This is a genomic window from Streptomyces sp. NPDC024698 (assembly GCF_055559015.1).
This window is the reverse complement of sequence record NZ_JBVHLK010000034.1, coordinates 24,931-45,470: the sequence shown is the minus strand read 5'-3', so window position 1 is coordinate 45,470 and position 20,540 is coordinate 24,931. Positions and strand designations below refer to the sequence as shown.

Below are 20,540 nucleotides of genomic sequence, written 5' to 3'. Positions count from 1 at the left end.
CGACTTCCTCCACGGCTACAACTACCATCGCTGCCACACCGCCCTCGGAGGCCAGCCACCCATCAGCCGTGTGAACAACGCTGCGGGTCAATACAGCTAGGTCGTGTCCGCGAAGTCCCGTCGTCCGCCCGGGGGGCGGGCCAGGCGTCGCCGGGCAGGCGAGACTTTGCGGACACGACCTAGCCGGCCCGGCTCCGAACGGGTGACGAACCCCGCCCCTCCCGTCGCCCTCGTGATGCGGGACACGTCGGTCTTAACGCAAGCTTGACGCCTGAGGCCCCTCGACGCTTGGGCCCATGGATCACTCTCTGCATACGCTGATGGGCGCCGTCTCCTCGATGGCCGGAAAGTTCGATGAGACGCACGTCAGGAGAGTCACCGATGGCCAGCACCGAGCCCGCCCCGCCGAGCCGCCTGCGGGCGTGGATGCTGGAAGGCCTGTCCGACATCGGCAAGAGCAAGGGCCGCCAGTTGCCGAAGCCGGCCGAGCCCGCGCCCGTGCACAAGGGACAGCGCTGGTGGCGCGTCATGTGCCTGACCGGCGTCGACTACTTCTCCACCCTCGGCTACCAGCCCGGCATCGCCGCCCTCGCCGCCGGACTGCTGTCCCCCGTGGCGACCGTCGTGCTCGTCATCGTCACCCTCGCCGGCGCGCTGCCCGTCTACCGCCGCGTCGCCGAGGAGAGCCCCCACGGCGAGGGCTCCATCGCGATGCTGGAACGCCTGCTCTCCTTCTGGAAGGGCAAGCTGTTCGTCCTGACCCTCCTCGGCTTCGCCGCCACCGACTTCCTGATCACCATCACCCTCTCGGCGGCCGACGCCTCCACCCACCTGGTGGAGAACCCCCATCTGAACAGCGCCCTGCACGACAAACAGATGGTGATCACCCTCTTCCTTGTGGCCCTGCTCGGCGCCGTCTTCCTCAAGGGCTTCCTGGAGGCGATCGGCGTCGCGGTCGTCCTCGTCGGCATCTACCTCGGACTCAACGTCGTGGTCGCCGTGGCGGGAATCTGGGAGGTCGCCACCCACGAACACCTGGTCACCGACTGGTCCACCGCGCTCACCGCCGAACACGGCAACGTCGTCGCCATGATCGGCGTGTCCCTGCTCGTCTTCCCGAAACTCGCCCTCGGCCTGTCCGGCTTCGAGACCGGGGTCGCGGTCATGCCGCACGTCGAAGGCCACTCGGGCGACACCGAGGAGAAGCCCACCGGACGCATCCGCGGCGCCAAGAAGCTGCTCACCACCGCCGCCGTGATCATGAGCGTCTTCCTCATCGTCACCAGCTTCATCACCACCGTGCTGATCCCCGAGAAGGAGTTCCAGCCCGGCGGCCAGGCCAACGGACGCGCCCTCGCCTACCTGGCCCACGAATACCTCGGCAACGCCTTCGGCACCGTCTACGACGTCTCCACCATCTGCATCCTGTGGTTCGCCGGCGCCTCCGCCATGGCCGGCCTGCTCAACCTCATGCCGCGCTACCTCCCCCGCTACGGCATGGCCCCCCACTGGGCCCGCGCCGTCCGCCCCATGGTGATCGTCTTCACCCTGATCGCCTTCCTCGTCACCTGGATCTTCGACGCCGACGTCGACGCGCAGGGCGGCGCGTACGCGACCGGTGTCCTCGTCCTGATCAGCTCCGCCGCCATCGCCGTCACCATCGCCGCCCGCAAGGCCGGCCAGAAGCACTGGACCATCGGCTTCGCCGTCATCTCGGCGGTCTTCCTCTACACGACCGTCGTCAACGTCATCGAGCGCCCCGACGGCGTGAAGATCGGCGCCTGCTTCATCGCCGGCATCATCCTCGTCTCCTTGCTCTCCCGGCTCGCCCGCGCCTTCGAGCTGCGGGTGACCAGCATGACCATGGACGACATGGCCGAACGGTTCGTCCGCGACATCGCGAGCCGGCGGATCCGGTTCGTCGCCAACGAGCCCGACAAACGCGACATCGCCGAGTACCGCGAGAAGATCGAGCAGATCCGCGTCGACCACGACCTCCCGGCCCAGGAGGACGTCGTCTTCCTGGAGGTCACCGTGCGCGACCCCTCGGAGTTCGAGTCGGTGATGAACGTACGCGGAGAGGTGCTGCACGGCCGTTACCGCGTCCTCACGCTGGAGTCCGCCTCCATCCCCAACGCCCTCGCCGCCCTGCTGCTGTACGTCCGCGACACCACGGGCCGTATCCCGCACATCTACTTCGAGTGGACCGAGGGCAACCCCTTCACCAACTTCCTGCGCTTCTTCCTCTTCGGCCAGGGCGAGGTCGCCCCCGTCACCAGGGAGGTCCTGCGCGAGGCCGAACCCGACCGCGCACGACGCCCGCGCGTGCACGTCGGCTGACCCCGCCCACGACAGGACAGGGACCTTTCCGGGCACGTCCGACACACCGGACAGGGGTGAGAGGCCGGTAAGAAGGCCCGTCACGGACCCGCTCACCAGCTCGCACACGACCGGCGGCTTGGCAGACTGGTCGCGTGCCCCAGAACGTACTGCTCGCCGAGGACGACCGCGCCATCCGCCATGCCCTGGAAAGGGCACTGACACTGGAGGGCTACGCGGTCACCGCCGTGGCCGACGGGGTGGAAGCGCTGGCCCAGGCCCACCGCACCCCACCGGACGTCCTCGTCCTCGACGTCATGATGCCCGGCATCGACGGCCTCCAGGTCTGCCGCGTGCTGCGCGCCGAGGGCGACCGGACCCCGATCCTGATGCTCACCGCGCTCGTCGAGACCGCCGACCGCATCGCCGGCCTCGACGCCGGCGCCGACGACTACGTCGTCAAGCCGTTCGACGTCGAGGAGGTCTTCGCCCGGCTGCGCGCCCTGCTGCGCCGCACCGGGAACGGCTCCCTCGACGAGGACACGACGCCGCCCGCGCCCCGCGCACCCCAGACCTCCGGCACCCAGATCTCCGCGGCCGGACTGCGCATGGACATCCAGGCCCGCCGGGCCTGGCGCGGACAGCGCGAGCTGGAACTGACCAGGACCGAGTTCGAGCTCCTCGAACTGCTCGTCCGCAACGCGGGCATCGTCCTGGACCACTCCACGATCTACGACCGGATCTGGGGCTACGACTTCGGCCCCGGCTCCAAGAACCTCGCCGTCTACGTGGGCTACCTGCGGCGCAAGCTCGACGAGCCCGGCGCCCCGGCGCTGATCCACACCGTACGGGGCGTGGGGTACGTCCTGAGGGAGGACTGAGTGCGACGACGGCTGCGGCAGGTGTCGTCCCTGCGGACCACCTTCACCGTGTCCTTCGCGGCCGTCGCCGCCGCCGTCACGGTCCTCGTCGGATTCCTGAGCTACGACGCCGCCGCCCGGCTGGTGCGCGTCGACCAGCAGACCGTGTTCGCCGAGGTGGTGCAGGATCTGCGCGACCAGGTGCGTGAGCACCCGCTGGAGCCGGGCGACTTCGCCTCCTCCGACCCCGACCACGACGGGCCCCTCGACGACATCATCCGGCCCAGCCGCACCGACGTACAGGTACTCGGACCCGACGGCGTGATCGCCGACCACGGCGTTCCGCCGCTGCCCGTGGACGGCCACGACCGGGCGATCGCCGACGACGGCAAGGCGGGCAAGCTCGAACAGCACAAGGACGTCGACGTCGCCGGCGACCGCTACCGGCTGGCGACGGTCTCGCTGGGCGGCGGGCGCGGTGCCGTCCAGGTCGCCCAGCAGTTCAGCGACACCGAGGACCTGCTCCGCACGCTCCAGCAGCGGACCGTGGTGCTCGTCGGCGCCGTCGTGATCGCCGCGGGGCTGTTCGGCTGGTGGCTGGCCCGGCGCATCACCCGGCGCCTCGTCCGGCTCGCCGGGGCCGCCGAGGACGTCGCGCGCACCGGGCGTCTGGGCATCCAGGTGCCGGTGACCGGCCACGACGAGGTGGCCCGGCTCGGCCGCTCCTTCGACCGGATGCTCGGCCGCCTCGCCCAGTCCGAGGAGGACCAGCGCCGGCTGGTCCAGGACGCGGGACACGAGCTGCGTACGCCGCTGACCTCCCTGCGCACGAACATCTCCATGCTCCGCCGGATCGACGAACTGCCGCCCGACGCCCGCGAGGAACTCGTCGCCGACCTGGCCCTGGAGTCACGGGAGCTGACCGACCTGGTCAACGAACTCGTGGCCCTCGCCGCCGGGCAGTCGGACACCGAGCCCGTGCGCCGGCTCGACCTCGCCGAACTCGCCGAGGACGTCGCGACCGTCGCGCGCCGCCGCACCGCCCGGGAGATCACCGTCCAGGTCACCGGCGACACCACGGTCGACGGCCGCCCGAGCGCTCTCCAGCGCGCGGTCTCCAACCTCGTGGAGAACGCCGCCAAGTTCGACCGGGGCGGAACGACGCCGATCGAGGTCGTGGTGACGGGGCCCGCCGGGCACGCGGGCGCGGCCCATCCCGGCGAGCCGGGCACCCCCGCGAGCTCTGTCATCCACCTCGGGGCCGCGGCCGGTCACGGGAGCCGGCCGGGGCTGGTCCGGGTCGAGGTGCTCGACCGGGGGCCCGGCATCGGCGAGGACGACCTCATGCGGGTCTTCGACCGCTTCTACCGGGCCGCCGACGCCCGCAGCCTCCCCGGCTCCGGCCTCGGCCTGTCGATCGTCCGCGAGGTCGCGACGGCCCACGGAGGCGACCCGTTCGCCCACCCCCGCAAGGGCGGCGGCACGGTGATCGGCTTCACGGTGGAAGCCGCACACGGCCTGCCCTGAACCTCCACTCGGCGTCCGGCCCCCGGTCCGTGGGTGGGTCGGGGGCGGGTAGCAGACGGAGAGGTTCAGCCCCGGCCGGGGAAGTTTCAGCCCCTCCGGCGTTTGAGGAGCGGGGTCTGGGGCGGAGCCCCAGGGGTGGCCCGCCCTTCGGGTTCCGGGGAAGTTTCAGCCCCTCCGGCGTTTGAGGAGCGGGGGTCCGGGGGCGGAGCCCCCGGGTACGGGTCGGGTAGGGGCGGAGGGGGCGAAAACCACTCGCTACGCCCGCAGCGCCGCCAGCTGTTCCTCGAACGGGACCACCTGGAAACCGTCCGCCCGGCCGGGCGCGACACCCTGAGCGGGCACCACCGCCTCGACCCCGGCCGCAGCCGGAGCGGCAGACGCCGGACCCGCGTCGGGCGAGGCCACCGCCAACGCCGGCATCAACCCGGCCAACTCCCCCGCCGCCCGCCCGATCCGCTCGGCAAGCCCCTCCGCCCCCCAGTCCTCCGAAGCGGCATACACCCCGGTGGGCACGACCACGGCCCGCAGATAGGCGAACAACGGCCGCAACGCGTGCTCCAGGACGAGCGAGTGCCGCCCCGTCCCCCCGGTCGCCGCGATCAGCACGGGCTTCCCCGCCAGCGCATCCTTGTCGAGCACGTCGAAGAACGACTTGAACAGCCCGCTGTAGGAGGCGGAGAAGACCGGGGTCACGACGATCAGACCGTCCGCCGAGGTCACGTCGTCGATCGCGGCGGACAACCCCCGGCCGGGAAACCCGCTGGTGAAGTTGTGCGCGATCTCGACAGCGAGGTCGCGCAGCTCGACGACCCGCAGATCCACCGCCCCGGACACCCGGCCGACGGTCGCGGCCGCCAGCCGGTCACCCAGCAGCCGCGTGGACGACGGAACACTCAGCCCCGCCGAGACGACGACGAGCTTCATGCGTGACTCACCTCTTCCTGGGCCGCGGCCACCCGCGCCGCATGGGTCGGCGCGTCCGGCACCCCGGCCGGACGGTTCTTGGCGAACTCCTCGCGCAGCACCGGCACGACCTGCTCGCCCAGCAGGTCGAGCTGCTCCAGGACCGTCTTGAGCGGCAGCCCGGCGTGGTCCATGAGGAACAGCTGGCGCTGGTAGTCACCGGCGTACTCGCGGAACGCCAGCGTCTTCTCGATGACCTGCTGCGGCGAGCCGACGGTCAGCGGCGTCTGCTCGGTGAACTCCTCCAGCGAGGGCCCGTGCCCGTAGACGGGCGCGTTGTCGAAGTACGGCCGGAACTCCCGTACGGCGTCCTGGGAGTTGGGCCGCATGAACACCTGGCCGCCGAGGCCGACGATCGCCTGCTCGGCCGTGCCGTGCCCGTAGTGCGCGTACCGCTCGCGGTAGAGCTCGATCATCTTCTTGGTGTGGTCGGCGGGCCAGAAGATGTTGTTGTGGAAGAAGCCGTCGCCGTAGTACGCGGCCTGCTCGGCGATCTCGGGCGAGCGGATCGAGCCGTGCCAGACGAACGGCGCGACACCGTCCAGCGGGCGCGGGGTCGACGTGAACGACTGGAGCGGCGTACGGAACTTGCCCTCCCAGGTCACCACGTCCTCGCGCCACAGGCGGCGCAGCAGCGCGTAGTTCTCGACGGCGAGGTTGATGCCCTGCCGGATGTCCTGCCCGAACCAGGGATAGACGGGACCGGTGTTGCCGCGGCCCATCATCAGGTCGACCCGGCCGTCCGCGAGATGCTGGAGCATCGCGTAGTCCTCGGCGATCTTCACCGGGTCGTTGGTGGTGATCAGGGTCGTGGACGTGGACAGGACCAGCTTCTCGGTGCGCGCCGCGATGTAGCCGAGCAGCGTGGTCGGGGACGACGGCACGAACGGCGGGTTGTGGTGCTCGCCGGTCGCGAAGACGTCGAGGCCGACCTCCTCGGCCTTCAGCGCGATGGCGACCATGGCCTTGATGCGCCCGCGCTCGCTCGGCTCCCGGCCCGTGGTCGGGTCCGGTGTCACATCGCCGACGCTGAAGATCCCGAACTGCATGGTCGCTCACCCTCCAAGTTGTTGACGCTTCAACTATACCCTCGAACCACCACCCCGCCCCAGGTATTCCGCCCCTGTCGGTGCCCCGCCCTACGATCCCGTCATGGCCGCCCCACGCCGTGACACACGAGGCATCGTCGACGCCGCCGAACTCTTCGCCCAGGTCCGCTTCCGCCGCCACGAACCGGCCGAACCGCTGCGCCCCTATCTGGAGCACTACTGGCTGATCGACTGGGACCTCAGCCGGCCCTACGCCTCGCACGTGGTCCCGCACCCCTCGGTCAACATCGTCTTCCAGCGCCACCCGGGACAGGACCCCTTCGCCGAGGTCGCCGGCATCGGACTCGGCCTGTTCACCCAGAAACTCGAAGGAAGGGGCAGGGTCTGCGGGATCCAGTTCCGCCCCGGCGGCTTCCGCCCCTTCGCCCCGGACCGCCCGCTCTCGGCCCTCACCGGACAACGGCTCCCCCTCCCCGACGTCTTCCCCTCCTCCGCGAACGCCCTCGCGGCCGTCCTCGACCCGGACGACGAGCGGGCCCGCGTCGCCGCCCTCGACGCCTTCCTCCTGGACCTCGACCCGCGCCCGGACCCACGGGCGGCCCTCGCGGCAGCCCTGGTCGACCGCGTCCGCACCGACCGCACGATCCGAGGCGCCGCCGCGCTCGCCGAGACCGAGGGCATGACGGTCCGCGCGCTCCAGCGCCTGTTCTCCGCGTACGTGGGCGTCGGCCCGAAGTGGGTCGTCCTGCGCTACCGCATCCACGAGGCCCTGGAACACGCCGAGGGCCCTGAGCCGGTGAACTGGGCCGCCCTGGCCGCCGACCTCGGCTACGCCGACCAGGCCCACCTGGTCCGGGACTTCACCGCGACGGTCGGAGTCCCGCCGACGGCGTACGCGGCCGGCCACAGCCCCGCCTGACCGGCTCCAGCGACTCGCCGACGCGATCCGGAGCCTGCGCCGACGTGATCGGAGCCGCAGCCGTCACCACCGTCCGCTTCCGGGCCGACGGCGGCGGCACCCACGCCACCGCCGTGAACCTCACCGACTCCACCGTCACCCCGCCGCGCCTCCCCCAGGTACCCCCTGGGGCTCCGCCGCCGCCCCCGCTGCTCGAACGCCGAGGGGCTGCATCCCTCCCTCCCACGCCCGAAAGGCGGGAGTCGCCGCTCTGCCAGAGTGACCCCATGCTCATCGCCCGCTCCGCCGCCCTCTTCGTCCTCGCCGCGCTCCTGGAGATCGGCGGCGCCTGGCTCGTCTGGCAGGGCGTACGCGAACACCGCGGCGCCCTGTGGATCGGCGCCGGAGTCATGGCACTGGGCGTGTACGGCTTCGTGGCCACCCTCCAGCCGGACGCCGAGTTCGGCCGCGTCCTCGCCGCGTACGGCGGAGTCTTCGTGGCCGGCTCCCTCGCCTGGGGCGTGATCGCCGACGGCTACCGCCCCGACCGCTGGGACATCACCGGCGCCCTGATCTGCCTGGCCGGAGCCGCCGTGATCATGTACGCGCCCCGGGGCGGCCACTGACCCCGCCTATCCTGGCCGGAGGCACCACAGACATCGCAGCACCCGCCGACCCCGCCAAGGAGCAGCCGTATGACCCCCGCCGCCGCGTCCCGTATCGCCGTCATCACCGGTGCAAGCAGCGGAATCGGCGCCGCGACGGCCCGGCAGCTCGCGGCCGAGGGCTACCGCGTCGTCCTCACGGCCCGCCGCAAGGACCGCATCGAGGCCCTCGCGGAGGAGATCACCGCGGCCGGCGGCCAGGCCACCGCGTACGCCCTGGACATCACGGACCGCACCGCGGTCGACGAGTTCGCGACGGCGTTCAAGACGATCGGCGTGCTGGTCAACAACGCCGGCGGCGCACTCGGCGCCGACCCCGTCGCGACCGGCGACCCGGCCCAGTGGCGCCAGATGTACGAGACGAACGTCATCGGCACCCTGAACATCACCCAGGCACTCCTCCCCGCGCTCACCTCCAGCGGCGACGGCACGGTCGTCGTCCTGTCCTCCACCGCGGGCCACGGCACCTACGAGGGCGGCGGCGGCTACGTGGCCGCCAAGCACGCCGAACACGTGCTCGCGGAGACGCTGCGCCTGGAGATCGTCGGCACGCCGGTCCGCGTGATCGAGGTGGCCCCCGGCATGGTCAAGACGGAGGAGTTCGCCCTCACCCGCTTCGGCGGCGACACGGAGAGGGCCGCCAAGGTCTACGCGGGCGTGGCCCAGCCCCTGACCGCCGACGACGTCGCCGAGACGATCACCTGGGCGGTCACCCGCCCCAGCCACGTGAACATCGACCTCCTGGTGGTCCGCCCCCGCGCCCAGGCGTCGAACACGAAGATCCACCGCGAACAGTGACACCGGACCGGCCGCCCACCGAACAACCGCCCCGACTCCCGCCCCCGCCGGACGAACAGGCCCGCCTGGCCCTGGAGAAGAAACGCGAACGCTACGTCTGGTACTACCTCGCGTACTTCCTCTTCGGCATCCACATCGTGGCCTTCGTCATGATCTACGCGGTCCTGTCGACGAAGTGACGCACCACCCGAGGACAACACCCCGCCTCAGCGGCCCCCACCCAGCTCACACGGGTGAACCAAACTCGATGACCATCACGCCTCCGCGCGTCCCCTTCTCGCAACGCGACTATCTCCGGGAAATGATCGACGCGGACGGCTCGGTGGGCTTCACGGCCAAGGGTCTCCCCTTCGTCGTCTGCTACGTCCGCCTCTGGCGCCTGCGGACCGGCAAGACCCCTCTACCGGCCGGCACCTGAGCGACCGAACGGTGAGGCCCCGAATCGGGGCCTCACCCGCATCAACCCTTCACACAGACAAACTGCTTCAGCTTCGCCACGACCTCCACGAGGTCGCGCTGCTGCTCGATGACCTGCTCGATCGGCTTGTAGGCACCCGGGATCTCGTCCACGACGCCGGAGTCCTTGCGGCACTCCACACCCCGCGTCTGCTCCTCCAGGTCCTTCGTCGTGAACCGGCGCTTCGCGGCATTCCGGCTCATGCGCCGACCCGCGCCGTGCGACGCCGAGTTGAAGGCCTTCTCGTTGCCGAGACCCTTCACGATGTACGAGCTGGTCCCCATGGAGCCCGGGATGATCCCGTACTCGCCGGAGCCCGCGCGAATGGCACCCTTCCGCGTGACGAGCAGGTCCATGCCCTCGTACCGCTCCTCCGCTACGTAGTTGTGGTGGCAGGAGATCTCGGGCTCGAACACCGGCTTCGCCTTCTTGAACTCCTTGCGGATCACGTCCTTGAGGAGCGCCATCATCAGCGTGCGGTTGTTCTTCGCGTACTCCTGGGCCCAGAACAGGTCATTGCGGTACGCCGCCATCTGGGGCGTGTCCGCGACGAAGACGGCGAGGTCCCGGTCCACCAGGCCCTGGTTGTGCGGGAGCTTCTGCGCGACACCGATGTGATGCTCGGCCAGCTCCTTGCCGATGTTCCGGGAACCGGAGTGCAGCGTAAGCCACACAACCCCCTCAGAATCGAACAATAGTTCGATATAGTGGTTGCCCCCGCCTAGTGTCGCCATCTGCTTCACAGCCCGGTCCTGCCGGAACTTCACCGCGTCCGCCACCCCGTCGAACCGCCCCCAGAAGTCGTCCCACCCGGCGGTGGCCAGGCCGTGGAAGCGGTCCGGGGTGACCGGGGAGTCGTGCATCCCGCGGCCCACCGGGATCGCCTGCTCGATCTGCGAGCGCAGCCGCGAGAGGTCGCCCGGCAGGTCGTTGGCGGTGAGGGAGGTCCTGACCGCGGACATTCCGCAGCCGATGTCGACGCCCACCGCCGCCGGGCACACCGCGTCCCGCATCGCGATGACCGAGCCGACCGTCGCGCCCTTGCCGTAGTGGACGTCCGGCATGACGGCGAGCCCCTTGATCCAGGGAAGGGTCGCCACGTTCTGGAGCTGGCGGAGCGCGACGTCCTCGACCGAGGCAGGGTCGGCCCACATACGGATGGGAACCCGCGCCCCCGGCATCTCTACGTACGACATATCGTCCTCTTCCCCCACAAAACCAACAGAAGTCTTAAATCGCAAAACCGGCGCCTAGGTCGACGTATAGGACAACGGACCGGCGTCCACGGCTGTGCGTGCGATACACATTGTCTCCAGGGGCCGCCCCCACGCGGCAACCGAATAACCACAGGACACCCGGGCCGAAGCGCCGTCGGGAACCGTCGAGAGGAGCCTGACCGTGCAGCGGAAGGCGTACGTATCTGGCGCCGCCGTGCTCCTCGCGGCGATGCTGGCGGGCTGCACGGGCGCCGGGGGCGCGGGCGGTCCGGCTCCGGACTCCAAGGGCGGTGACACGGGCACGACGGCCCCGGTGGCCCAGCCGGGCAAGTACCGCACCCTCCCGGAGGCGTGCGGAGCGGCCGACCACGACACGCTCGACACATTGCTGCCCGGCATCCAGGAGAGCGACGACGAGGCGCAGCAGGAGAAGGCGTACGCGGGCGAGGCCACGCTCACCTACGACACGGACCGGCGTGACGGCTGCGACTGGAAGGTGGCGTCCGCCGCCGCCACCGATCACCTCTTCGTCGACTTCGAGCGCGTGGTCTCGTACGACAACACGGTGAGCGACGAGAACAAGGCCGAGGAGCTCTACGCCGCCAAGCAGACGGCGGCCGACCTCCCGCAGCCCGCCTCCTCCGCCTCCGGTGACGCGACCGCGAGTCCGAGCGGCAGCGCGAGCGGTCCGGCCGACGACAACGCCGACGCCGGCGGGGACAACGGCGATGCCTCCGGGGCCCCTTCGGCCCCCAGCGCCTCCACCTCGCAGACTCCGGCCGATCTCCGGTCGCGCGTCCTGGACGATCTCGGTGACGAGGCGTACCTCGACGACAAGCTGAACACCGGTTCGTCGACGGCTCAGCAGCGCACGGTGACTGTGGTGTTCCGCACGTCCAACGTGATCGTGACGATCGAATACTCCGAGCAGCCGACGGCTTCCGCGAGCGCCCCGGACAGCAAGGAATTGCAGGACAGGGCCCTGAAGCTGGCCCAGAAGCTGGACTCCCGGCTCAACGGCTAGCGGTCCCGCGGCCGCTGGGGGCACCCCGGCGCAAACCCCCCGAACGGGAACCGCCCTGGCGCCCCACCGCGTACCGTGGCCCCTCGGACCCGACCGGTCGCACGTGCCATGTGCGGCCGTACCACGAGCCACGAGTGAAGGAACCATGCACCGACCAGTACAGCGAGCAGGCCGAGTACAGCGACTCTCCCGCATCCTTGTCAGCGCGGCCGCCGTCCCGGTGATGCTCGTCGTCGCGGGCTGTTCCTCGGACTCCGGATCCGGTGACGACGCGCAGAAGAACGAGAGCGCGGGACCGGGTGCGACGGTGTCCGTGAGCCCCTCGACCCCCGCCGTCCAGCCCGCCAAGTACGCGACGCTGCCCAAGGCTTGCTCGGTGCTGACGAAGAAGACGCTGGACGAACTGGTCCCGAAGGGGGCCAAGGCGGGCAAGTCCGGCAAGCTGGACGAACCCAAGCAGCGCGGCAACTGCAACTGGAGCAGCCTCGACAACAACGGGGTGAAGGGCTCTCAGTTCCGCTGGCTGAACGTGGCGCTGCTGCGTTTCGACTCGGACGCCCGCGGCTCGGCCGCCGAGCAGGCCCACGCGTACTTCCAGAAGCAGGTCTCGGCCGCGCAGACGGTGGACGGCGCGCTCGGCAGCAAGTCGGCGCCGGTCGCCGGTACGGGCGCCGAGGCGACGGCCGTGCGGTACGGGCTGAAGAAGAAGGAAGGCTCCTTCAAGCAGCAGACGATCGTGGCGCGCGTCGAGAACGTGGTCGTGACGCTCGACTACAACGGCGCCGGACTCGCGGGTGAGAAGACCCCGGACGCGGACACGCTGCTGAAGGCGGCCGAGAAGGCCGCGAAGGAGACGGTGGCCGCGGTGTCCGCCGCGAACGGGGACGGCGGCACGGCGGGCGCGGGCTCCCCTGACCCGGCCGCCTCGTCGAAGGCCCCGTCCTCCACCGCATCGCCGTCGGCCTCGTCGTCGAAGAGCGCCGCCGGGGGCACGTCGAAGACGGCCTCGAAGAGTGCCTCGCCGTCCGGGTCCGCGACGAAGAAGAGCTGACCCGGCCGCAACCGGATCCGGGGTTCGCCCCGGCCTTCCGGAAGGCCCGTGGAGGGGGCCCGGTTCTCGTCGGAACCGGGCTCCGTCCATACCGCGCATCCGTACGCCACACACATGTGCCACTCTGTTGCGCGCAACAACACGCAAGGGACGGGAGTACAGGTGGCCGCGCCCATACAGCTGACACGGATGCACAAGATTCTCATCGGCGTGGTCGTCGCCGGTGCGCTCGTCATCGCCGGAATCGGCTTCGCCGGTTCGTACGCGGCCGTCCGTGAGCTGGCGCTCAAGAAGGGGTTCGGGAATTTCAGTTACGTCTTCCCGATCGGCATCGACGCGGGCATCGGCGTGCTGCTGGCCCTGGACCTGCTGCTGACCTGGATCCGCATCCCGTTCCCGATGCTGCGCCAGACGGCGTGGCTGCTCACGGTGGCGACGATCGCCTTCAACGGCGCGGCGGCCTGGCCGGACCCGCTGGGCGTGGGCATGCACGCGGTCATCCCGGTGCTGTTCGTGGTCTCGGTCGAGGCGGCCCGGCACGCGGTCGGCCGCATCGCCGACATCACGGCCGACAAGCACATGGAGGGCGTGCGCCTCACCCGCTGGCTGCTCTCCCCGATCCCCACCTTCCTGCTGTGGCGCCGGATGAAGCTGTGGGAGCTGCGCTCCTACGAGCAGGTCATCAAGCTCGAACAGGACCGGCTCGTCTACCAGGCCCGTCTGCACTCCCGCTTCGGCCGCTCCTGGCGCCGCAAGGCCCCCGTGGAGTCGTTGATGCCGCTGCGCCTGGCCCGCTACGGCGTCCCCCTCGCGGAGACGGCCCCCGCGGGCCTCGCCGCGGCCGGCATCGAGCCCGCGCTGCTGCCGCCGGCGCCCGCGCCCGCGCCGGTTCAGGCGTCGGTCCCGGCCGCCCCTGCGGCTCCCGAGCCGTTGGAGCTGGAGGCGAACGGGGGCGGCGAGCGGCAGCAGCAGGCCGCGTACGCCCAGCAGAGCCAAGGTCAGAGCCAGGCCCAGGGGCAAGGCCCGGGCCAGGGCCAGGGACAAGGCCAAGCCCAGGCCCAGGGCGCGTATCAGGGTCAGGGTCAGGGGCAGAACCAGTACCAAGGACAGGGCCAGTACCCGGGCCAGGGCCAAGTTCAGGGTCAGGGTCAAGTTCAGGGCCAGGGCCAGTACCCGGGCCAGGCGGCCGACCCGAGTCTGAACCCGTGGTTCGCCACCCCGATCGACCCCCAGGAGATCCCGTACGACGGCGGCTACGACCCGTCGTTCGGGCAGGAGGCGCAGTACCAGCAGTGGTTCGCCGAGCAGGAGGCGCAGGCCTACGAGCCCGGCCCGGAGGAGACGGGCACCTTCCCCATCCCGGCGGGTCCCGGCCGTACGCGCCAGCTCGGTGAGGGCGGCGGCCCCGAGCAGCTGCCCATCCCGTCCCCGCGGGAGGAGCAGTCGCCGGTCCTGGACCAGAAGGCCCAGGACGAGGCGTACTACCAGGTGTTCCGTCAGTCGATAGACGGCAGCTTCCCCACACCGCGGACCCTCGGCGACAACATAGAGGCCACGTACGGGACGACGCTCAGCCCGAGCGCGCTCAAGAACCTGACCGACCGCTTCCAGAACCGTTTCAACACGGAGCTGGAGGAGGACCACATCGCGTAGCGGGCACGTCGGCGCGCGAGCGTGCCGGTGTGGACGCGGCAGGGCGGTACGAGGAAGGGGCTCCCGGTGATCACCGGGAGCCCCTTCCTCGTACCGCCGTGCGTTCCTGACTACGCGCTGAGCAGCTTGCGCACCCGGTCCTGGCCCACGGCGAGCAGCAGGGTGGGCAGGCGCGGCCCGGTGTCGCGGCCGACGAGCAGGTGGTAGAGCAGGGCGAAGAAGGTGCGCTGGGCGACCTTGATCTCGGCGGGGAGTTCCTTGGCGGTGGCGTCGGCGGGGAAGCCCGCCTGGACCTTGGGAACGCCGTAGACGAGGTGGGTGAGGCCGTCCAGGGACCAGTTCGTCTCCAGTCCTTCGAGGAGCAGGCGCAGCGACTCGCGGCCCTGGTCGTCGAGGGACTTCAGGAGTTCGGCGTCGGCTTCCTCACGCACGACGGTGCGCTCCTCGGCGGGGACCTGGGTGTTGATCCAGGTCTCGGCCTTGTCGAGGCGGGGCCTGACCTCGTCCAGGGACGTGAGCGGGTTCTCGGGGTCGAGTTCGCTCAGGATGCGCAGGGTCTGGTCCTCGGCGCCGGCGGTGATGTCGGCGACGGAGGCCAGGGTGCGGTACGCCATCGGGCGGGGGGTCGGGGGCAGCTGTCCGGCGGCGGTGCCGACGGCGCGGCTGTACGCGGCGGCGTCGGCCGGGAGGACCGATCCGTCGGCGACCTTGCCGGCGAGCTTGTCCCACTCGTCGTAGAGCCGCTGGATCTCCTGGTCGAAGGCGATCTTGAACGACTGGTTGGGGCGGCGGCGGGCGTACAGCCAGCGCAGCAGCTGCGGTTCCATGATCTGGAGCGCGTCGGACGCGGTCGGGACCCCGCCCTTGCTGCTGGACATCTTGGCCATGCCGGAGATGCCGACGAAGGCGTACATCGGGCCGATGGGCTGCTCGCCGCCGAAGATCCCGACGATCTGGCCGCCGACCTGGAAGGAGGAGCCCGGGGAGGAGTGGTCGACGCCGCTGGGCTCGAAGATCACGCCTTCGTAGGCCCAGCGCATGGGCCAGTCGACCTTCCAGACGAGCTTGCCGCGGTTGAACTCGCTGAGCAGGACGGTCTCGGCGAAGCCGCAGGCGGAGCAGGTGTACGACAGTTCGGTCGTCGTGTCGTCGTAGGACGTGACGGTGGTCAGGTCCTTCTCGCAGTTCCCGCAGTAGGGCTTGTACGGGTAGTACCCGGACGTGGAGCTGCCGTCGTCCTCGGCGGCGGCGCCCGAGCCCTCGGCGGCCTCGATCTCGGCCTCGTCGACCGGCTTCTGGCCCTGCTGCTTCTTGGCGGGGGCCTTCTTGGTGCGGTACTGGTCGAGGATCGCGTCGATGTCGCCGCGGTGCTTCATCGCGAACAGGACCTGCTCGCGGTAGGTGCCCGCGGTGTACTGCTCGGTCTGGCTGATGCCGTCGTACTCGACGCCGAGCTCGGCCAGGGCCTCGGTCATGGCGGCCTTGAAGTGCTCGGCCCAGTTCGGGTACGCGGAGCCGGCGGGGGCCGGGACGGAGGTCAGGGGCTTGCCGATGTGCTCGGCCCAGGAGTCGTCGATGCCCGCCACGCCGTTGGGCACCTTGCGGTAGCGGTCGTAGTCGTCCCAGGAGATCAGGTGGCGCACGGTGTGTCCGCGGCGGCGGATCTCGTCGGCGACCAGGTGCGGGGTCATGACCTCGCGGAGGTTGCCGAGGTGGATCGGACCGGACGGGGAGAGACCGGACGCGACGACGACAGGTTTGCCCGGGGCTCGGCGCTCCGACTCCTCGATGACCTCATCCGCGAAACGGGAGACCCAGTCGGTGGTCTCGGTGCTCTGAGCCACGATCGGCACGTCCTTCTTCCTCATACACGAGTACGGCTGACGCGCCCATTCTCCCAGCTCGGCCCCGAAGAGCGAAAACGGCTTTTCACCGCGTGGGATACTGGCTTTCCTTGTACTCACAGTCTCCGTACGCGCAGTCTCCGAATGCGGAGTCTCCGGCTTCGGAGTCTCCGGAACCCGAGCAGAAACGGCAGCCACTCCATGGCCTCGGTCACGTCCCTCACCGCTTCCGTCCATCAGCGCCTCGCGGACGCCCTCTCGGCAGCTCTGCCCGAGGCCGGTTCCGCTGACCCGCTGCTGCGCCGAAGCGACCGGGCCGATTTCCAGGCCAACGGGATCCTGGCCCTCGCCAAGAAGGCGAAGGCGAACCCGCGGGAGCTGGCGACCGAGGTCGTGGCCCGGGTCGAGTCGGGTGACGTGATCAAGGACATCGAGGTCTCCGGGCCCGGTTTCCTGAACATCACGATCACCGACGGGGCGATCGTGTCGAACCTGGCGGAGCGGTACGCGGACGGTGAGCGCCTCGGGGTGCCCCTCGCGGCGAACCCGGGCACGACGGTGATCGACTACGCGCAGCCGAACGTGGCCAAGGAGATGCACGTCGGTCATCTGCGGTCCGCGGTGATCGGTGACGCGGTGGTGCAGATCCTGGAGTTCACCGGCGAGTCCGTCGTGCGCAGGCACCACATCGGCGACTGGGGCACGCAGTTCGGCATGCTCATCCAGTATCTGATCGAGCACCCGCACGAGCTGGACCACAAGGGCGGCGAGGTTTCCGGCGAGGAGGCCATGTCGAACCTGAACCGGCTCTACAAGGCGGCACGGACCGTCTTCGACTCCGACGAGGAGTTCAAGACGCGGGCGCGGCGCCGGGTGGTGGACCTCCAGGCGGGTGAGCCCGAGACGCTGGCCATGTGGCAGAAGTTCGTGGACGAGTCGAAGATCTACTTCTACTCGGTCTTCGAGAAGCTGGACATGGACATCCGGGACCCGGACGTGGTCGGCGAGTCCGGTTACAACGACATGCTGGACGAGACGTGCCGGCTCCTGGAGGAGTCGGGCGTGGCGGTCCGCTCGGACGGCGCGCTGTGCGTGTTCTTCGACGACGTGAAGGGCCCGGACGGCAACCCGGTCCCGCTGATCGTGAAGAAGTCGGACGGCGGCTACGGCTACGCGGCCACCGACCTGTCGGCGATCCGCGACCGTGTCTTCAACCTGAAGGCCGACAGCCTGATCTACGTCGTGGACGCGCGGCAGTCCCTGCACTTCAAGATGGTCTTCGAGACCGCGCGCAGGGCCGGCTGGCTGAACGACGACGTCAAGGCCCACCAGCTCGCCTTCGGCACGGTGCTGGGCAAGGACGGCAAGCCGTTCAAGACGCGTGAGGGCGAGACGGTCCGGCTGGTCGACCTGCTGGACGAGGCGATCGACCGGGCGACGGCCGTCGTGCGCGAGAAGGCCGAGAAGGTGGGCCTGAGCGAGCCGGAGATCGAGGAGAACGGCCGGTTCGTCGGCATCGGCGCCGTGAAGTACGCGGACCTGTCCACGTCTGCGGTGCGGGACTACAAGTTCGACCTGGACCAGATGGTCTCGCTGAACGGCGACACGTCCGTGTACCTCCAGTACGCGTACGCCCGTATCCGGTCGATCTTCGGAAAGGCGGGTGACCGTACGCCGGTTGCCCACCCGGAGCTCGAACTGGCCCCGGCGGAGCGGGCGTTGGGCCTGCACCTGGACCGGTTCGGGGAGACGCTGGAGGAGGTCGCGGCCGAGTACGCCCCGCACAAGCTGGCGGCGTACCTGTACCAACTGGCCTCGCTCTACACGACGTTCTACGACCAGTGCCCGGTCATCAAGCCGGCCCCGGCGCAGGAGGTCGCGGAGAACCGCCTGTTCCTCTGCGACCTGACGGCCCGCACCCTCCACCAGGGCATGACCCTGCTGGGCATCAGGACGCCCGAGCGGCTCTGACGGCTCCGACACGCCTGCCGCGGGCCCGGTCCTCCTCGTGAGGGCCGGGCCCGCGGCGCGTTGTCAGTGCCGGGTCCTACAGTCACCGGCATGGCGACCCTTCCCAATCCGCTGCCGCGGCTGACGGCAGACCCGAGCGGGCGCGTGCTCGGGCTCGGCCTCCCGGTCGGGAGACTGATCGACGCGACCATCGACGGCCCGTGGCACGAGCCCTTGCTGTGGCATGCCGAGGACCGGGCGGCTCCCGGGGACTGGGCGGCTGTGTCCGCCGCCCGCGCGTCGGGGCTGCTGCCGGTGCTGTTGGACCTGGACGACTCGCAGAACGGCCTGGAGGAATGGGCGTTGGCACCCGGCGAGATGTCGTACGCAGGGGACCACGACGCCGAGGAGGTGCTGGCGGAGTTCTGGGAGGAGGAGGCGTCCGGAGGCGACGCGTACGAGGACTACCCCGGCAAGGAGGAGGTCGACGAGATCTTCGGCGAAGGGCCGACCCTCGACGAGATGTTCGCGCCGTACGGGCCGCTCTGGCCCGGCCTGGCCGCCGCCTCCCCGCCCGACGCGGATCCGACCGCCCGCGCCGCCGAGATCGCCGACGCCCTGGCACAGCCCGGCTCCTGGCTGAAGCGGCCCCGGCTCGCCCTGGTCCCGGCGCGCCGCAGCGCCGACATCCCGGCGGCCCTCGGCTGGTCGGGGCCCCTGAACCACGAGAACGACGTCGCGCGTCTGTGCACGGTGCTCCGCTCCTGGGAGGACCGCTTCGGGATACGTGTGGTGGCCCTGACCTCCGACCGGCTGGTGCTCTCCGTGGCGGCCCCGCCGACCACGGCTGCCGAGGCCGAGGCGGTCGCGGCGGAGCACTTCGCGTTCTGCCCGGACAACATCGCCCAGGGCGATCACCCGACCCTGCGGGAGTACGCCGCGCAGGAGGTGCTCAACGAGCGGGTCTGGTCCTTCTGGTGGGACTGAGCCCCGTCTCCGCTACTTCCGCAACCCCGTCGCCAGCCGGCGCAGCCCCTCGGTGATCTCCTGCGGGGTCTGGGTGACGAAGCACAGGCGCAGGGTCGACGTGTCCGGTGTGCCCGCGTAGAAGGGGGCGCCGGGGACGTAGGCGACACCCTGGTCGACCACCTGGCGGAGCAGGGCCGTGGTGTCGTACGACTCGGGGAGGCGGGCCCAGAGGAACATGCCGCCTTCCGGGCGGGTCCAGGTGGATCCGTCCGGGAGGGCGGCGCCGATGCCCGCGAGCATGGCGTCCCGGCGTTCGCGGTAGACGGCCGCGACCCGGGCCACGTGGGAGTCCAGGTCGCGGTCGGCCAGATAACGGGCGGCGGCGAGCTGGTTGACGGTCGGGGTGTGCAGATCGGCGGCCTGCTTGGCGACGGCACACGCCCGCCGCAGTGCGGCGGGTGCCCGCAGCCAGCCCAGCCGCAGGCCCGGTGCCATGACCTTGGAGAAGGAGCCGAGGAGGACCGTGCGGTCCCCGGCGCCGTCGTGGGAGGCGATCCAGGGGACCCGCTCGCCCTCGAAGCGCAGTTCTCCGTACGGGTCGTCCTCGATGATCCACAGGCCGTGCGCGGCGGCGGCGCGGGCGACGGCGGCCCGCCTTCCGGCCGGCAGGGTGCGACCGGTCGGGTTCTGGAAGGTGGGCACGGTGTAGAGCAGCTTCGGGCGCTCCCGGAGCACCAGTGCGGCGAGGGCGTCGGGGTCGATGCCGTCGTCGTCGCCGGGCACGGCCAGCACGCGCGCTCCGGCGAAGGCGAACGCCTGAAGTGCCGCCAGATAGCAGGGGCTTTCGACCAGGACGGTGTCACCGGGTTCGAGCAGGGCGGTGGCGAGCAGCGACAGGGCCTGCTGCGAGCCGGTGGTGACGAGGACGTCGTCGGGCCCGGTCGGCAGTCCGCGCGCGCTCATGCGGTCGGCCAGGGCGGACCGCAGGGTCGGTTCGCCCTCGGTCGTCGCGTACTGGAGGGCCCGTCGGGGTTCCTCGGCGAGGACGTCCCGGTAGGCGGCCGCGATGCCGTCCACGTCGAACAGTTCCGGGGCGGGCAGACCGCCCGCGAAGTTGATGACCTCGGGGCGTGCGGTGACCGCGAGGATGTCGCGTACCGGCGAACCGCCGATCGCGGCGGCCCTCGCGGCGAGCGGGGGCACGGGTGCGGTCGCGGTGGCGGGTTCGGCGACGGTCACGATGACGGCTCCTTGTCCTTGCGGGCGAGCCCGTCCTTCCAGAGCTGTCCCTGACCG

The 20,540-nt window shown here is 70.7% G+C and carries 18 protein-coding genes and 1 pseudogene; 14 read left to right on the top strand and 5 right to left on the bottom strand.

Going from position 1 to position 20,540, the window contains the following annotated elements:
• From ACZ4AA_RS36545 to ACZ4AA_RS36530, 4 genes and pseudogenes are all read left to right on the top strand, one after another.
• A pseudogene (locus tag ACZ4AA_RS36545) lies at positions 1-100 on the top strand (IS481 family transposase); the annotation flags it as partial.
• Positions 101-381: 281 nt separating this feature from the next.
• The gene (locus ACZ4AA_RS36540; protein ID WP_467612417.1) at positions 382-2,340 is read left to right on the top strand and encodes an APC family permease; all 1,959 of its coding nucleotides are present in this window, start codon (positions 382-384) and stop codon (positions 2,338-2,340) included.
• Between the two features lie 134 nt (positions 2,341-2,474).
• Positions 2,475-3,200 (top strand): response regulator transcription factor, encoded by a 726-nt coding sequence (locus tag ACZ4AA_RS36535; protein WP_467612414.1) that lies wholly within the window; start codon positions 2,475-2,477, stop codon positions 3,198-3,200.
• The gene (locus ACZ4AA_RS36530) at positions 3,201-4,706 is read left to right on the top strand and encodes a HAMP domain-containing sensor histidine kinase (RefSeq protein ID WP_467612412.1); all 1,506 of its coding nucleotides are present in this window, start codon (positions 3,201-3,203) and stop codon (positions 4,704-4,706) included.
• A 255-nt stretch (positions 4,707-4,961) separates the two neighbouring features.
• Here ACZ4AA_RS36530 and ACZ4AA_RS36525 read toward each other — a convergent pair whose 3' ends face one another.
• The gene (locus ACZ4AA_RS36525) at positions 4,962-5,630 is read right to left on the bottom strand and encodes an FMN reductase (protein WP_467612409.1); all 669 of its coding nucleotides are present in this window, start codon (positions 5,628-5,630) and stop codon (positions 4,962-4,964) included.
• Positions 5,627-6,718 carry an LLM class flavin-dependent oxidoreductase gene (locus tag ACZ4AA_RS36520; RefSeq protein WP_467612406.1) on the bottom strand — a complete coding sequence of 364 codons (1,092 nt, stop codon included), beginning with the start codon at positions 6,716-6,718 and terminating at the stop codon, positions 5,627-5,629. The genes ACZ4AA_RS36525 and ACZ4AA_RS36520 overlap by 4 nt, the downstream gene beginning before the upstream one ends.
• Positions 6,719-6,821: 103 nt before the next feature.
• On the opposite strand from ACZ4AA_RS36520, the gene ACZ4AA_RS36515 reads away from it, so the two are divergent.
• The 5 genes from ACZ4AA_RS36515 to ACZ4AA_RS36495 all read left to right on the top strand — a co-directional run bounded on the left by ACZ4AA_RS36515 (position 6,822) and on the right by ACZ4AA_RS36495 (position 9,497).
• Positions 6,822-7,637, top strand: coding sequence for a DUF6597 domain-containing transcriptional factor (locus ACZ4AA_RS36515; RefSeq protein ID WP_467612403.1), 816 nt, complete (start codon positions 6,822-6,824; stop codon positions 7,635-7,637).
• 266 nt (positions 7,638-7,903) lie between these two features.
• Positions 7,904-8,242, top strand: a complete 339-nt coding sequence (locus ACZ4AA_RS36510) for a YnfA family protein (RefSeq protein ID WP_467612423.1) — start codon at positions 7,904-7,906, stop codon at positions 8,240-8,242.
• A gap of 69 nt (positions 8,243-8,311) precedes the next feature.
• Entirely contained in the window at positions 8,312-9,079 is a 768-nt protein-coding gene (locus tag ACZ4AA_RS36505) for an SDR family NAD(P)-dependent oxidoreductase (RefSeq protein ID WP_467612400.1), read from the top strand.
• Positions 9,076-9,258 carry a hypothetical protein gene (locus ACZ4AA_RS36500; RefSeq protein WP_467612397.1) on the top strand — a complete coding sequence of 61 codons (183 nt, stop codon included), beginning with the start codon at positions 9,076-9,078 and terminating at the stop codon, positions 9,256-9,258. Before ACZ4AA_RS36505 ends, ACZ4AA_RS36500 begins: the two co-directional genes overlap by 4 nt.
• 68 nt (positions 9,259-9,326) lie before the next feature.
• Complete coding sequence (locus tag ACZ4AA_RS36495) at positions 9,327-9,497, top strand: hypothetical protein (RefSeq protein ID WP_467612426.1); 171 nt, start codon at positions 9,327-9,329, stop codon at positions 9,495-9,497.
• Between the two features lie 41 nt (positions 9,498-9,538).
• Here the strand turns inward: ACZ4AA_RS36495 and ACZ4AA_RS36490 are convergent, their stop codons facing one another.
• Positions 9,539-10,732, bottom strand: coding sequence for an RtcB family protein (locus tag ACZ4AA_RS36490; RefSeq protein WP_467612394.1), 1,194 nt, complete (start codon positions 10,730-10,732; stop codon positions 9,539-9,541).
• A 202-nt stretch (positions 10,733-10,934) separates the two neighbouring features.
• Between ACZ4AA_RS36490 and ACZ4AA_RS36485 the strand changes: the two genes are divergently transcribed.
• From ACZ4AA_RS36485 to ACZ4AA_RS36475, 3 genes are all read left to right on the top strand, one after another.
• On the top strand, positions 10,935-11,777 hold the full coding sequence (locus ACZ4AA_RS36485) for a DUF3558 domain-containing protein (protein WP_467612392.1): 843 nt from the start codon (positions 10,935-10,937) through the stop codon (positions 11,775-11,777).
• 145 nt (positions 11,778-11,922) lie between these two features.
• The gene (locus ACZ4AA_RS36480; RefSeq protein WP_467612389.1) at positions 11,923-12,828 is read left to right on the top strand and encodes a DUF3558 domain-containing protein; all 906 of its coding nucleotides are present in this window, start codon (positions 11,923-11,925) and stop codon (positions 12,826-12,828) included.
• Between the two features lie 162 nt (positions 12,829-12,990).
• Positions 12,991-14,481 carry a DUF2637 domain-containing protein gene (locus tag ACZ4AA_RS36475; protein WP_467612385.1) on the top strand — a complete coding sequence of 497 codons (1,491 nt, stop codon included), beginning with the start codon at positions 12,991-12,993 and terminating at the stop codon, positions 14,479-14,481.
• A 110-nt stretch (positions 14,482-14,591) separates the two neighbouring features.
• On the opposite strand, the gene lysS is transcribed toward ACZ4AA_RS36475, so the two are convergent.
• Positions 14,592-16,334, bottom strand: a complete 1,743-nt coding sequence (gene lysS, locus ACZ4AA_RS36470) for a lysine--tRNA ligase (protein WP_467612382.1) — start codon at positions 16,332-16,334, stop codon at positions 14,592-14,594.
• Between the two features lie 192 nt (positions 16,335-16,526).
• Between lysS and argS the strand changes: the two genes are divergently transcribed.
• On the top strand, positions 16,527-18,296 hold the full coding sequence (argS, locus tag ACZ4AA_RS36465) for an arginine--tRNA ligase (protein WP_467612379.1): 1,770 nt from the start codon (positions 16,527-16,529) through the stop codon (positions 18,294-18,296).
• A 90-nt stretch (positions 18,297-18,386) separates the two neighbouring features.
• Positions 18,387-19,262, top strand: coding sequence for a DUF4253 domain-containing protein (locus ACZ4AA_RS36460; RefSeq protein ID WP_467612376.1), 876 nt, complete (start codon positions 18,387-18,389; stop codon positions 19,260-19,262).
• 12 nt (positions 19,263-19,274) lie between these two features.
• On the opposite strand, the gene ACZ4AA_RS36455 is transcribed toward ACZ4AA_RS36460, so the two are convergent.
• On the bottom strand, positions 19,275-20,483 hold the full coding sequence (locus ACZ4AA_RS36455) for an aminotransferase-like domain-containing protein (RefSeq protein ID WP_467612373.1): 1,209 nt from the start codon (positions 20,481-20,483) through the stop codon (positions 19,275-19,277).
• Positions 20,484-20,540: the final 57 nt, after the last annotated feature.